Origin of the sequence: Paraburkholderia sp. CI3 (genome assembly GCF_050436505.1) — a bacterium.
GTDB classification, from domain to species: Bacteria; Pseudomonadota; Gammaproteobacteria; order Burkholderiales; family Burkholderiaceae; genus Paraburkholderia; species Paraburkholderia tuberum.
Map to the genome: position 1 here is coordinate 3,936,441 of NZ_JBNDMI010000004.1, position 14,776 is coordinate 3,951,216.

Genomic DNA, 14,776 nt, shown 5'->3' on the forward strand with positions numbered 1-14,776 from the left:
TCATGGCGATCCGGGGACTCCTATGGCTCGCGGGGCTGTTCGCCGTCGCGGTCGTGCTCGCGGTGGGCGGGCGCTTCGACGCTGGGCAAGTGCTGCTGATCTATCCGCCGTACCGCGTCGACATGTCGCTGAACCTGTTCGTCGTCGGGCTGGTGGTGCTGTTCATCCTGCTCTATGCGCTGTTGCGCATCATCCGCAATATCTGGCGCATGCCGCAGCGCGTCGCCGCGTACCGCGCACGCGCGCGTGTCGCGAAGGCGCACGCGGCGTTGCGCGATGCGATCGGCAACCTGTACGCGGGGCGTTTCTCGCGCGCGGAAAAGGCCGCCAAGGACGCGCTCACGAATGGCGACAACAAGGGCGCGGCCGGTTTGATCGCGGCGACCGCAGCGCATCGCATGCATGAGTACGCGCGGCGCGACGAATGGCTCGCGCAGATCGACGAAGCCGACTGGCAGGACGCGCGCCTGATGGCCACCGCCGACATGCGCGCCGACGGCCGCGACGCCGACGGCGCGCTCAGTGCGCTGACCGAGATGCAATCGCAGGGCGCGCGGCGCATTCACGCGCAGCAAATCATGCTGCGCGCGCAGCAGCAGCTGAAGAACTGGGGCGAAGTGCTGAAGCTCGTGAAGACGCTGGAGAAGCGCGAGGCGATCCATCCGGCGGTCGCGGTGCGGCTGCGTCAACTGGCGGCGGAAAATCTGCTGCGCGATCGTCGCCACAATGCGGACGCGCTGCTCGAACTGTGGAACTCGCTGTCGGCGACCGAGCGTCATTCGCCGCGCCTCGCCGACACCGCCGCCGAACTGCTGGTCGCGCTAAACCGTCCGCAGGAGGCGCGCAAGATCGTCGAGGAGGCGCTCGCGCAGAACTGGGATGCGCGCCTGTTGCGACGCTATCCGGACACGGCTGGCGGCGATGCGTTGCCGCTGATCCAGAAGGCCGAGGCGTGGCAGAAGGATCGGCCGGAAGACGCGGACCTGATGTTCGCGCTGGGGCGCCTGTGCCTGCATCAGCAGTTGTGGGGCAAGGCGCAGTCGTTCCTCGAACGCGCGCTGAAGCTTGCCGACAACGAGACGCTGAAGATCCGCTCGCATCGCGCGCTCGCGCGTCTACACGAGCAACTGGGCGATACCGACAAGGCGAGCCAGCACTATCGCGAGAGTGCGTTGGCGATGAACGTGACGTGAGTTCGGCGTTTTCGGCCATGCGCTGAAGCGCGCAAGCCTCGGAAACCGCTACCTGATGGCCGCAGCCCCGCGCTGCGGCCATTTGTTTTTCCGGCGGCCGGCGTTCCGGCGGCCGGCGTCCCGGCGGCCGAGCGTGCGCTGGACTCGCGCGCAATTCGCAGATCCCCAGCTCGAATCGTCGGGACTGCGCTTTGCTTCACCACCTCACTGGATGTGCAACCTCGGAGGTGTTCAAAGTGGCCAGCGACGCTGTGACGGTGCAAACCGAGACCCGCAGCGGCGACGTCGAGCGCAAGGGCGTCGTCGTCATTACAGGGGCAAGTGCCGGCGTGGGGCGCGCCACCGCGTCCGAATTCGCGCGGCAGGGCTATGACGTTGGGCTCATCGCGCGCGAGCCGCGACGGCTCGCGCGTGCCGCCGAGGAGATCGCCGCGACCTATGGCGTGCGCGCACTCGCCATTCCGGCCGATGTCGCCGATGCCGACGCGATCGAGCGCGCGGCGCAGCGTGTGAAGCGCGAGTGGGGCGGCATCGACGTCTGGGTCAACGTCGCGATGGCGACCGCGTTTGCGCCGGTGTCGGCGCTCAGCGCGCGCGATGTCGAACGCGGCACGCAGGTGACCTACCTGGGGCAGGTCAACGGCATGCTGGCGGCGCTCCCCGTGATGCGCGCGCGCGGGCACGGGACGATCGTCAATGTCGGCTCGGCGCTCGGGTACCGGTCGGTGCCGTTGCAGGCGATCTATTGCGGCGCGAAGTTCGCCGTGCGCGGCTTCACCGATTCGTTGCGTTCCGAGTTGCTGCACGACGGAGTCGATATCCATCTGACGATGGTCGATCTGCCCGCGGTCAATACGCCGCAATTCGACTGGGCGCTCAATCGCACGGGGCGCAGGGCACGGCCGGTGGCGCCGGTGTTTCAGCCGGAAGTGGCGGCACGGGCGATCTACTTTGCGGCCACCCATCGGCGGCGGCAGGTGTGGGTCGGGTGGTCGACGGTCAAGGCGATCCTCGCGAACCGGATCGCGCCGGCGCTGCTCGACCGCTATCTCGCGCGGGCGGGTTACGACGGTCAATTGACCGATGAACCGTTGCCCGCCGATGCGCCCGCGAATCTCTACGAGCCGGTGCCGGGCCACTACACTTCGCATGGTCGCTTCGATGACGAAGCGCGTGCGTACTGCTGGCAGATGTTCACCGATCGGCATCGCAATGCGGTGTACGGCGCGGCAGTGATGGCGCTGGCGGGGGGCGTCGCGTGGCTGCTGAGGCGCCAGCGGCCCTGATGCGCGGCCGGTCGGCCTCATCCCTGTCGCCGACGGAATGTCTGGACTATCCTTCGAATGACGGTACCGCCCACAAACCGTGGTGCGGCGTCCTCGACTACGAACATTCCAAAAATGGACGCGGACAGGCCAGTTCCTCACAAAGAACAGACTGCTGTAAGCAGCGCGCGCCGCTGGATGCGCTGGCTGCCGGGACTGACGGTGCTCAAGGCGTACCGGCTGAGCTGGTTGCCGAACGATCTGACGGCGGGACTGGTACTGACCACGATGCTGGTGCCGGTTGGGATCGCTTATGCGGAGGCATCCGGCGTCCCTGGCGTGTACGGCCTCTACGCGACGATCGTTCCGCTGTTGGCGTATGCGCTGTTCGGTCCGAGCCGGATTCTCGTGCTCGGTCCCGACTCCGCGCTCGCCGCTCCGATTCTGGCGGTCGTGGTGCAAATCGCTGCGGGCGACCCGTCGCGCGCGATTGCGGCGGCCAGCATGATGGCGATCGTGTCCGGCCTGTTCTGTATCGTGATGGGCTTGCTGCGGCTGGGATTCATCACTGAATTGTTGTCGAAACCCATTCGATACGGCTATATGAACGGCATTGCGCTCGCCGTGCTGATCAGTCAGCTGCCCAAACTGTTTGCCATCTCAATCGAAGAGCGCGGGCCATTGCGGGACATCGTGAGCCTCGTGCAGGCTATCGCCGATGGCAAATCCAACTGGTATAGCTTCGCGGTGGGCGCTGGAAGCCTCGTGCTGATCCTGTTTCTCAAGCGCTTCGAAAAGCTGCCGGGCATCCTGATCGCCGTGATCGTCGCAACGTTGTGCGTAACCGCATTGCACCTCGATAGCATTGGTGTGAAAGTGCTCGGCAAGATTCCTCAAGGTTTGCCGACCTTTGCGCTGCCGTGGGTCACCGATGCCGATCTGGTCAAGATTCTGCTCGGCGGCTGCGCGGTCGCGCTGATCTCGTTCGCGGATACCAGCGTGCTGTCGCGAACTTTCGCGGCACGTTTTCGCAGCCGCGTCGACCCCAATCAGGAGATGGTCGGGCTCGGCGCGGCCAATCTTGCGGCCGGCCTGTTCCACGGCTTCCCGATCAGCAGCAGTTCGTCGCGCACGCCGGTCGCCGAGGCGGCGGGTGCGAAGACGCAACTGACGGGCGTCGTCGGCGCGCTGGCGGTCGCGGCGCTGCTGATGGCCGCGCCCAATCTGATGCGCTACCTGCCCAACAGTGCGCTCGCCGCGGTCGTCATCGCGGCGGCGATCGGTCTGTTCGAGATCACGGACCTGAAGCGGATTTTCCGCATCCAGCAATGGGAGTTCTGGCTGTCGATGGCCTGCTTTGCCGGCGTCGCGGTGTTCGGTGCGATTCCCGGCATCTGCCTCGCGGTGGTGATCGCGGTCATCGAATTTCTGTGGGACGGCTGGCGACCGCACTACGCGGTGCTCGGTCGCGTCGAAGGTTTGCGCGGCTATCACGACTTGCAGCGCTATCCGCATGCCCAGCAAATCCCCGGGCTCGTGCTGTTTCGCTGGGATGCACCGCTGTTCTTTGCGAATGCCGAGCAGTTTCAGGAGCGCCTGCTGGAAGCCGTCGCCGAATCGCCGGCACCGGTGCGGCGTGTGGTGGTGGCGGCCGAACCGGTGACGAGCGTGGACGTCACCTCCGCCGACATGCTGCGGGAACTGACGCGCACGCTCGACGAGCGCGGGATCGCGCTGCACTTTGCAGAGGTGAAGGATCCGGTTCGCGACAAGCTCAGACGCTTCGAGTTGACGGATCTGATTGGCGATGCGTGCTTTCATCCGACGGTGAACAGTGCGGTTGATAGCTATGTCGAGGGGGTTGGGAAGGAATAGTATTGGGACCTGGAGCTGGATCACCGGAGAGCCGGCATGCGCCTGCCGTCCGCTTCTAAAACGCCTGCGAAAACGGTTTGGGACCGCGCCAGTTCACGTCCGCGGCATACCGTGATCCTGTGTTTCGCCGTGGTATTCGTTGTCACGTTGATTCTTGCTGTACACCAATATTTTCTCGTACGTGCCCGGGAGCTCGATAACCGTTCGCATCGGCTCGAGATTCAGGCGAGGGTTCTCGATGTCGCGGTCCGCAATAACAGGCAGCACTTGCAGTTTCTTCGCGAGAGTGCCGAGCGGCTCCTTGCGGACCGGACAGCACAGCTCGATCTAACACCGGATGCCTCGCTCCAGGCAGTACTCCGGGCGCCCGGGGGATCTGATGGCACGTCTGGGTGGCGAGGAGTTCTGTGTGCTGCTGCCCGATACGACCGCGGACGACGCGGCCCGGATTGCGGAGCGCGTGCGCGAGGCCGTCGCCCGCAACGCCTGCGTCCTTGAGGAGACGCAATTAACCCGTACCGCGCCAGGCCGTGAGATATGGTTCACGATATCGATCGGGGTGGCGGAGAGTGTCTCGGATAACTGCCTTGACCTCGAGGGGTTGATTGCGGTCGCGGACCAGCGACTGTACCGCCGCGAAGGCGGGTGGGCGAAACAGGGTGGTGGCAAGCGAGTCCATGCAAAGCTGAAAATGCGGATGTCGTCTCTGTACATGCGGCGCTTTGCCACCTGCTGTTCAAGACGGGCTTCATTCACGGTGTTGCCGTTTCAACGCGGAATAGTCACGATTGAGGCGAACGTCCATCAGGACCGGCGTTTTGGGTTCGTCCGGAGCTGGATTCTTTGGGCCGGGGTCGCCGAAAGCAAATTCGACATCCACCGGAAATCGGCTCGTTGGCAGATTCGAAGCACGATAGCGATAGTGATGCAGACGAATCTGTGGAGGCACGGTTCCCATATCATTGCCGGGCCGCCGCTCGCCTTTGCCGTCGATCCAGTAGCCGATATCGACCTGGAGGAGATCTTCCAGCGTCGAGCGGTTGATGTCCGTCAATAGTGGATTGAAGCGGATCGTGAAGCGCCTCACGACCTGCTTGATTTTCGTGCGGTCGGCCGAGGGGTCGAGCGGATCGGGTACCACAACTACGATGATTTGCGTGTCCGGCAACACCGGGTTCACGAAGGAATACTCCGTAACGCCTACCACGCCGCGCTCTCGTCGCGCCGCAAGAATGCTGCCGAATATCGTATGCACGGGATTGAAGGGCTGGTCGTCGCGCAGGATCGCCATTGCCGTGATCAGTATCCTGAAGGCCATGTCGCGCTGAGCATCGGTCACAGTCGGTCTCATCTCAGCTCCTGGCCCCGACGGTCCTGAGGGCGTCGGCGTACTGAGCTGTGCATGTACCGGGATTGCGAACGAGAGGATCACCAGGATGCTGCCAGTACGCCTGAACCACCTCCGCGCAGGCGTAGGCATCTTCTTCATGAAGTTGGCTCCTGTAGCCGGTTTCGAATTGCGCCATTTTTCGTGCTGTTTCAGCAGAGACGTTCAGCAGGTCACACACTTTCCTTTCGGCAAGCGGGAGATCTCGCCTGACATACTCCCAGCCGGGCTTGTCGTGCAGGTAAGAAGTCAGCCAGTAGTAGTGGAATACAAGCATCCTGTGCAGACCGATGTGAACGCGATGATCGTCGGGTAGCGGTGTGTTTCCAGCCGCTATATAGGCTTCTTGCAGCATCGTCGACCAATACAACGTTTGGACATTTGGCAGGTCCCTGTAGTCGTCCGGAAAGTGCTGAAGCAAAGAAGCCATCCAGAAGTACTGTTGGCAGTGGCGAGACTCGTGATATAGCGTGTCGGCGAATGCCCTGAGACGGCTATCCAGCGAGGCCGGCTGGCCCCCGAGTTCGACGATGTACGCGATCTCGCTCTCGTTGACGGCGATAACCCAATCGCCACCGATGAACGCTGCGCTGACATCCTGTCGCAGAGCGTACTGCGTTGCCCGCAGCGGATTGACAATCACAAGCTCTGGCATGGCACCACCATTTTTCGGGTTGGCGGCATCGCTTCGTGGCAATCCGAAGGGCCCGGCAGCAAGCGCGTCTTCCAATTTCGACCTGACCGCATTCTGGATCATGTCTCTCAAACGGGAAGTCAACGGCCACGTCACCCCGGCCCAATCGATTCCCTGCAACGCGGTTTTAATCGCAGCCGTATAAGCCTTGGTCACCGGATATTCAACATCCTTGCGCATCGATATACCAGCCGGCGCATCAGCCTCGGTCGCAACGTTGATGAAGTGATGAAAGCGCAGACCGAAGTTCATCGGATCGCATGAAACGAATTCGGGCGGCTTGTCTTCCGTCGTCGCGCTTTGATTGGGAGAGGCCACGGCCTTTCCTGCGACCCTGGCGGTGCGTTTCTCGGCGTTGGGCACTGCGCCCGCAAACGGCTCGTTCGCCTCCCTGATCACCGCGCCTCTGCTCACCGCAATAACCTTGTCCGGTTCACTCGCGGCGAACAATTCAACCGTCGCGAATGCAAGCAGATTGCTCGTGACGAGACTCGTTTCTCCAAGCGCATTGGTCACGCCCTGAATCACCTGACCATCGTCGAGCGTGATCCGGTACGGCTGGTTCGGCAGTGCAAAGCCCGTATCGTGTTCGATCAGAACATGATGCGCGGCCAGCTTGCCCGGCTTTCCGGGCGTTACCGGCACACTGACAGGCCACGCCGCTGGCCTGTCGGTTTGATGACCACGCGCATGGACCCGATGCTCTCCATCCGTATAGACCCTGTACCCTTCCGAATTGATGACCACCTTCGTGCTTCCCGCATGGAGCACGATCTCTTTGCTGGCCATCAGATTGATCGAATCGGTTCTACTGATGATGCTGACGACCCGCTGCGCGATGATCTCGACATCGTCGCTCTGCGCGTCGATTCGCACCTTGCCTGACGCGGCCTTGAGCCTGATGCCGAGATTCTGCGTGAACACCCGCACGCCGTTGATTGCCGACGCCAGCAGCGATTTCGCCGCCGCCATGCTGACGTGTCCGCCCGCTGTGAGCGCGATGTGTTCGATACTCGCCACGTGCATGCTTTGCGCTGCGGTGAGACCGACCCCCGCGGCGCTGGCCAGCACCATGTCGGGTGCGCCCAGTTGCGGGAAGGGAAGGTCCGCACGCGCCGCGACGCCGCGTATCGCCTCGTTCTGCGCCTTGATGGCCCGCGATACGTCGCTTTGACTGGTCTGTTGCTCCTGTGTCTCATACTGCCGCGCGAGACCCGCGAGGTTCTCGTGGATATCGCGCGCCTGCGTGAGGCGCGCCACGGTCTCGCCGAGATCCTTTGCCGGCGCGGTCGCGCCGCGACGCGCCTCCGTGGTGATCAGCATGCCTCTGTTGGCGCGCGCGACACCCCATGCGTCGGTGGCCAGTTCCCAGCCTTCGCCGCGTGCCTGCTGTCGGCCGGCCTCGCGCACGACCCGCGTGTTGTAGCCCAGCACGAGGCGCGAGCGTGCGTGATCGCTGGCGAGCTGTGCCTGGAGTTGGCCCGGCGTGTCATCCAGTACGACGTGATTGGTCTGGCCGTCGCAGCCACCTTTGAGCTCACTGCTCAAGACGCCTGAAAGTGCCTGGTTATCCGGTAGTTTCCAGGGCGGCTGGTTCCAGCCATTGATCATCCGGCCCGATACGTACGGCTTGTCCGGGTCCTCTTCGTGGTAGCTGACCATGACCTCCTGACCGACACGCGGCGGATAGATCGCGCCGAAGCCATTGCCTTGCCACGGCGACGACACGCGCACCCAGCAACTGGCGCTCTCGTTTTTCGGGCCAAGCCGGTCCCACACGAAACGCACCTTGGCGCGCGCGTATCCATCGACCCAGATCGGCAGGTGCTCGGGCCCAACCACGATCGCCGTTTCCGCCGCGCAGCGCGGCTTTTTCTTCGGGCGGTTTCTGAAGAATGTATTGGCAGGCTGAAGCACGAAGCTGGTCACGCACCGGCGCAACGCGTCGTTCGTGTCGTTACCGGACGGCTGTGTGTTCTGCGGCGCGTTGCGAATGTCGAGTGTGGTCGATACCGCCAGGCACTCGGCGTTGATGTCGCATTGCGGATGGTTGTCGAGCCAGAATGTTTTCCCGGTTGTCAGGCCGCGCAGATTCCCTCGGCCCTTCAGACGTAGCCGGTGGCAGCGCATTGCGTCGACGCGCACGCTCGCGAGGTGTTCGGCTTCATTGCGGAAGTTGTTTCGCCTACCCGACAATCCCGTCGCGCCGGCGAGCGGTTGCGAGTAGTCGCCCCAGCCGTGTTGCTCGATGTTGTCGAAGGCCCGTTCGCTGAAGCTCTCGTACTCGCCCTCGAAGTGCATGCCGGGGCGCGTGTAGTCGTAGTCGATCAGACTGACCTTGCCCGTCGTGATCTGACGCGAGACCTCGAGCCTGTGAATGTGTTCTTCGTCGACGTGCCGGCTGTCAGGCGCGCGATAGCGGATAGTGTCGTAGCCGTTGTCGTGCTGTTTGTGCGAGCCGGGCGAATCGCACAGTACCAGCGTCATTCCGTCGAACAGATAGTAGATTCCCCATTCTCTCCAGATCCGCGTGAGGAATTCGAAATCGGATTCCCACATCTGCCGGACATGGTCCCGCTTTGGGTAGCCTTCGCACAGACCGGTCGCGCCCAACTCCATCACCACCGGAAAGTGATACCGCTCCTTGAGTATCCGGTCGGTGATGTCCACCACGCTCGCGTCCTGAAAGATCCTGCCTTCGCGGTTCTTCGTGGCCAGCCACAGCCAGGGGCGCACGACGAAGCGGTAATGGGCGCGCCGGTCGTCGGTGCCGGTCTGTTTCATGCCTGTGACGAGGCCCGAAATCGTGCGGCGGCCCGCGCCCGCGTGTGCCACGTCACCGGGTTCCAACTCCTGTTGACCGAACAATCCGTTCCCGTCGAACGCGATCGACATGTCGATGACTTTGCCAATCAGGTTATCGGGTACGACCAGTTCCTGTGCTTGCCACAATCCGAGCGTCGGACTTTCGATCGTCGCCACATCGAGCGTGTATCGATAGAGCTTGCCTAGGGATTCGGTGCCGCGCAGGCGGAGCGGAGCCAGCAAAGGCTCATTGCCCCACGTGGGTAGTGCGTCACTGGAAAGACCTAGCGTGCGGTCCTGTGCGGGTTCGACCATGCGTGCAAGGAGCTCGGTGTTTCGTGGCAATCGGGAAGCGATCATGAAGCGATCAGGATCGCGCCGCAGCCCGTCCTGTCGCCGGCATGGCTGACCCGCTTGCCGTTGTGGGTTCGCTGGCCGGTCGCGATGATCGGATAGACACCGCCACACCTCGGACACTCGACGCCGTGTCCATCGAGTGCAACCGGGATGCCCATGTGCATGAGGTCTGTCGCGGCCTCGATGACCGTGCCGTCGTGCGTCGTCTTGTCTGCGAGCCGGATCATCGGCTGGCCGTTGCCGTTCTTCATCGGTCATCCCTTGTTATCTGCGAACGACAGTATCGGGAGCGGGGCAACCAGGAGCATTCGGAATTGGATGAATTTTTAGCCTATGTAGGCAATTTGTTTGATTTGTCGGGCGAACGGGATCTCACAGCTTCCAGAAGAAGCATCCCCCATGCGCCGAGGCCCCGGATGAACCTGCCAACAGCGCGCTCGCGAGCCGATGCTTCCGGCTTTAGAAAGACTGATGACGGAATGCGGCTTTGGCGGAGAAGTCGAGGCGGACTGAGGTCTGTGGGGACTTCGTGATTTCGCATCGATTGATGCAGCCGGAGCGGCCACCACGCCGCACGGCTGCATTCTTCGGCACGCGCCGTCCATAGACGACGCGCCCTTCGCTTAGAAGAACCCCAGCGCCTCCGCCTGATAGCTGACCAGCAGACACTTCGTCTGCTGATAGTTCGACAACGCCATCTTGTGTGTTTCGCGCCCGATCCCCGACTGCTTGTAGCCACCGAAGGCCGCATGCGCCGGATACAGGTGATAGCAGTTGGTCCACACGCGTCCCGCCTCGATCTCGCGTCCCATCTTGTATGCGCGGGTACCGTCGCGAGTCCACACGCCCGCGCCCAGGCCATAGTACGTGTCGTTCGCGAGTTCGATCGCTTGCTGTTCGTCCTTGAACGTCATCACCGAGGCGACCGGCCCGAAGATCTCCTCCTGGAACACACGCATATCGTTGTTGCCGAACAGCATCGTCGGCTTCACGTAGAAACCCTCGCCGAGGCCGGCGCCAGGCGTTGCGCGCTCGCCGCCGACGAGGCACCGCGCCCCTTCGTCCCGGCCGATGTCGATATACGACAGGATCTTGTCGAGCTGCTGCTGAGATGCCTGCGCACCGATCATCGTTTCGAGGTTCAGCGGATGGCCAGCCTTGATGCGTTCCACACGCGCGATCGCCTTCTCGATGAAGCGCTCGTAAATCGACTCCTGAACCAGCACGCGCGACGGGCACGTGCACACCTCGCCCTGATTCAACGCGAACATCGCGAGACCTTCGAGCGCCTTGTCGAGGAACGCGTCGTCGCGATCGAGCACGTCGGCGAAGAAGATGTTCGGGCTCTTGCCGCCGAGTTCGACCGTCGACGGGATCAGGTTGTCCGCGGCTGCGTGCAGGATGCGCTTGCCGACCGGCGTCGAGCCGGTGAACGCGATCTTCGCGATGCGCTTGCTGGTGGCGAGCGCTTCGCCCGCTTCCTTGCCGAAGCCGTTGACGATGTTGATGACCCCGGCGGGGAACAGGTCGCCGATCAGTTCGATCAGCACGAGTATCGAAGCCGGCGTCTGCTCGGCCGGCTTCATCACGACGCAGCAGCCGGCCGCGAGCGCGGGCGCGAGCTTCCATGCGGCCATCAGCAGCGGAAAATTCCACGGGATGATCTGACCGACCACCCCAGCCGGCTCGTGAAAGTGATAAGCGACCGTGTTGTCGTCGATCTCCGAGATGCCGCCTTCCTGCGCGCGGATGCAGCCCGCGAAATAGCGGAAATGATCGACGGCGAGCGGCAGGTCCGCGGCCATCGTTTCGCGCAGCGGCTTGCCGTTGTCGATCGTCTCGGCGACCGCTAGCAGCTTCAGGTTCTTCTCCATGCGCTCGGCCACCGCCAGCAACAGGTTCGCGCGCTCTGTCACCGACGTCTTCGCCCATTTGCGGCGCGCTGCGTGCGCGGCGTCGATGGCGAGGTCGATATCGGCAGCGCTCGAACGAGGCACGCGACAAAACGGCTGCCCGTTGATCGGCGACACGTTGTCGAAATAGTCGCCGCCGACCGGCGGTACCCACTTGCCGCCGATGTAGTTTTCGTAACGCTGGCGATAGGGATACTCGATGTCGATGCCGAGGGCTTTCAGGTCAAATGGATTCATCACTTGTCTCCGTTTTGTGATGGTGATCGGGTGACTGCGCGGGACCACATCAGGCACGAACCGTACCAATGCATCGAAGTGGGATATTTCAGGGATTGCGGTGAGCTTCATGGCGGAAGTGTTCCGTTTCGGAACAGTTGCGCGGGCTGCGAGTGTTCAGAAACGCCGCAGATCCGGCCGACGCTGACGCAGATCAAGGATGCGGGCCCGCGCGGGGTCGCCGCACGCGTCGGGCGGACTGACAAAGGGAGTATTCTGTTGACACGCATCAAGGCGTCCGGCACGACCCGGGCGCATTCAGGAGGAGACAATGCGCGACGACGTTCATCCGCTCAGCGTGGCGGCGGCTAACCGCTCCAAAGGTTGGCCCGCACCGGCGATCCAGAAAGCCCACGAACGCTCCGAGACGTTCGGCCTGCGCGCATCGATCCGGCCGGATTACGACATTCTGTCCCACACGGGCCTCGTGCTGAAGCGCGAACAGAACCAGGTGCTGTGCGCGCATGCGATGCCGGTCATGGAGACGCTGCGCGAGCAGATCGTCAACACGCAAAGCATGATCGTGCTGACCAACGCGGACGGGTTGATCCTGCATTCGATCGGCGACGACGACTTTCTGCATCGCGCGGAAAAAGTGGCGCTGCGGCCTGGCGCGAACTGGGCCGAGGATCGTCAGGGGACCAACGCGATCGGTACCTCGCTGGCCGAGGGATGCGCGATGGTCGTTCATGGGGACCAGCACTATCTGGCTGCTAACCGCTTCCTGACCTGTTCGAGTGTGCCGATTCTCGATCCGTACGGCGATCTGATCGGCGTGCTCGACGTGACGGGCGACCACCGCAGCTATCACCAGCACACGACGGCACTCGCGAAAATGTCGGTGCAGATGATCGAGAACCATCTGTTTTCGACTGCGTTTCGCGACGTGCTGCAAGTGTCTTTCCACGGACGTCCTGAGTTTCTCGGCACGCTGATGGAAGGGATCATTGCGTTTACCGATGATGGTCGCTTTCTGTCCGCGAATCGAAGTGCGCAGTTTCAGTTGGGCTTGTCGCTCGCTGCGTTGCGCGCGCATACGCTGTCGTCGCTATTTCAGATCTCGTATGCGCAATTGATCGATCGTTTGACGCATGGCGTTGCGCCGCATCTGATGCTGAATTTGCACAACGGTGCGGTGGTTTGCGCGCGCGGGCAGTTCAGGCGGGCGTCGTTTGGGCTGGGGCATGGGGCGGTGGATGTGCAAGGTGTCGCCGCACCGCGACCGGTATGCGCAAACGCGCGTCAGCCGGCTGCGGGACTGTCGCGGCTCAGCGATCTCGATACCGGCGATGCTCGTGTGTCCGCACTGATCGCGAAGGTTCGCAAGGTGCTCGGCAAGGATATTCCGATTCTGATCGCCGGCGAGACCGGTACCGGCAAGGAGTTGCTCGCGCAGGCGATTCATAACGATTCGCCGCGAGGTGATGGGCGGTTTGTTGCGGTTAACTGTGCTTCGATTCCGGAGTCGCTGATCGAATCTGAGCTATTCGGGTATGAAGAGGGTGCGTTTACCGGAGCGCGGCGGAAAGGGGCGATCGGCAAGCTGATGCAGGCGAATGGAGGCACGCTGTTTCTCGATGAGATCGGGGATATGCCGTATTCGTTGCAGGTGCGGTTGCTGCGTGTTTTGCAGGAGCGGGTTGTGACGCCGCTTGGGGCGACGCGGGCGGTTCCTGTCGATGTCTCCATTATTTGCGCGACCCACCGCAACTTGCGCGAGATGATCGCGCAGAACCAGTTTCGTGAGGATCTTTACTATCGGATCAACGGGCTTGCGGTTCGTTTGCCGGCGTTGCGTGAGCGGAGCGATCTCGCGGTCGTCGTTCAAAAGATGTTGCAGTGGGAATCAGTCGAAAGCGGGGGGCGGCAGGCGCTCAGCGTTGCGGCTGATGTGATGGCGGTGTTCGGCCGACATGCGTGGCCGGGTAACTGTCGGCAACTGGCCAATCTGCTGCGGACTGCGGCGGCGATGGTGGATGAGGATGGGGTGATTCGGTGGGAGCATTTGCCGGATGATTTTTTGGATGATGTGGGGGGCGCGGGTTGCGGCGATGGCGAGGTTGGACAGGGGGACTCTGCTGCGTCGGCTGCTTCGAGCTCTTCAGCCATTTCGGCCGGTTCGGCTACGGATGCCCCTGCTGCTGGCGATGCGCCGCTGCCCGACGGTGCTCGGCTGCAGGATGTTGCCACCTCTGTGGTTGCGATGACGCTGGCGCGCTATGGCGGAAACGTGTCTGCCGCAGCGCGTGCGCTCGGGGTCTCGCGGAACACGATCTATCGCAGGATGCCGGCTGTGCAGCCGGGGCGGGTGGCGGAAAAGGATTGACGCGGGAGTTTTCGCAGGACCAATCGATAATGGCCGCGGTGACCGGCCAGTTTTCCCTATGAGTCGAGTCACATGGGTGACGAAGGCTGCGGCGCCGGATGGCCGCCCGCCCGCCGGCCGCGCGCGCTGCGTGATGATCATGGACGTAGCCCCCATTACTTCACGAGCTCCCGCAGACTGTCAACGACCTCCGGGTTAGCCAGCGTGGATACGTCTCCGGGGTCTTGATGGTTTGAAAGTGCTGCGAGCACGCGCCGCATGATCTTGCCCGACCGGGTCTTGGGCATGTCCGGAACAATGACCACCCGGTGCGGCTTCGCGATGGCTCCGATCCGATCGACCACCGAGTTTGTGACCCGCTTTGCAAGCTCCTCCGAGGCTTCCACCCCGGGCTTTAACGAAACATACAGTTCGGGCACTCTGCCCTTGATCTCGTCGGCGACCGGCACGACAGCCGCTTCGACGACTTCGGGGACAAGCAGGGCGGCTGACTCGATTTCTTTGGTACCGAGGCGATGGCCGGGTACCGAGGCGATGGCCGGCGACGTTGATCACGTCGTCGATGCGACCGAGAATCCGGAAGTAGCCGTCCGCAGCGTCGACAGCACCGTCTCCCGCCATGTAGGGCCAGTCGCGCCAGTCCTTGCTCCTGGGATCCCGGCAGTAGCGGGCATAGTACGTTTTC

General features: G+C 62.9%; 9 protein-coding genes and 1 pseudogene. 5 read left to right on the top strand and 5 right to left on the bottom strand.

Annotated features, from left to right (window positions below; genetic code table 11):
- The first annotated feature begins 2 nt into the window (after positions 1–2).
- The 4 genes and pseudogenes from OKW29_RS39560 to OKW29_RS39575 all read left to right on the top strand — a co-directional run.
- Complete coding sequence (locus OKW29_RS39560; protein ID WP_429294698.1) at positions 3–1,193, top strand: heme biosynthesis protein HemY; 1,191 nt, start codon at positions 3–5, stop codon at positions 1,191–1,193.
- Between the two features lie 257 nt (positions 1,194–1,450).
- On the top strand, positions 1,451–2,479 hold the full coding sequence (locus OKW29_RS39565) for an SDR family oxidoreductase (protein WP_429295012.1): 1,029 nt from the start codon (positions 1,451–1,453) through the stop codon (positions 2,477–2,479).
- A 114-nt stretch (positions 2,480–2,593) separates the two neighbouring features.
- A complete protein-coding gene (locus OKW29_RS39570; RefSeq protein WP_429294699.1) occupies positions 2,594–4,333 on the top strand; it encodes a SulP family inorganic anion transporter in 1,740 nt (579 codons plus the stop codon).
- A gap of 379 nt (positions 4,334–4,712) precedes the next feature.
- A pseudogene (locus tag OKW29_RS39575) lies at positions 4,713–4,907 on the top strand (diguanylate cyclase domain-containing protein); the annotation flags it as partial.
- Between the two features lie 174 nt (positions 4,908–5,081).
- Here OKW29_RS39575 and OKW29_RS39580 read toward each other — a convergent pair.
- From OKW29_RS39580 to OKW29_RS39595, 4 genes are all read right to left on the bottom strand, one after another.
- A complete protein-coding gene (locus OKW29_RS39580) occupies positions 5,082–5,684 on the bottom strand; it encodes a hypothetical protein (protein ID WP_429294700.1) in 603 nt (200 codons plus the stop codon).
- A gap of 1 nt (position 5,685) precedes the next feature.
- Complete coding sequence (locus OKW29_RS39585) at positions 5,686–9,534, bottom strand: type VI secretion system Vgr family protein (protein ID WP_429294701.1); 3,849 nt, start codon at positions 9,532–9,534, stop codon at positions 5,686–5,688.
- Positions 9,535–9,575: 41 nt separating this feature from the next.
- Entirely contained in the window at positions 9,576–9,827 is a 252-nt protein-coding gene (locus OKW29_RS39590; protein WP_090803518.1) for a PAAR domain-containing protein, read from the bottom strand.
- Positions 9,828–10,199: 372 nt separating this feature from the next.
- The gene (locus OKW29_RS39595; RefSeq protein ID WP_429294702.1) at positions 10,200–11,726 is read right to left on the bottom strand and encodes an aldehyde dehydrogenase family protein; all 1,527 of its coding nucleotides are present in this window, start codon (positions 11,724–11,726) and stop codon (positions 10,200–10,202) included.
- A gap of 310 nt (positions 11,727–12,036) precedes the next feature.
- Between OKW29_RS39595 and OKW29_RS39600 the strand changes: the two genes are divergently transcribed.
- Complete coding sequence (locus OKW29_RS39600) at positions 12,037–14,091, top strand: sigma-54-dependent Fis family transcriptional regulator (RefSeq protein ID WP_429294703.1); 2,055 nt, start codon at positions 12,037–12,039, stop codon at positions 14,089–14,091.
- Between the two features lie 155 nt (positions 14,092–14,246).
- Here the strand turns inward: OKW29_RS39600 and OKW29_RS39605 are convergent, their stop codons facing one another.
- A complete protein-coding gene (locus OKW29_RS39605) occupies positions 14,247–14,540 on the bottom strand; it encodes an AMP-binding enzyme (RefSeq protein ID WP_429295013.1) in 294 nt (97 codons plus the stop codon).
- Between the last annotated feature and the right edge of the window lie 236 nt (positions 14,541–14,776).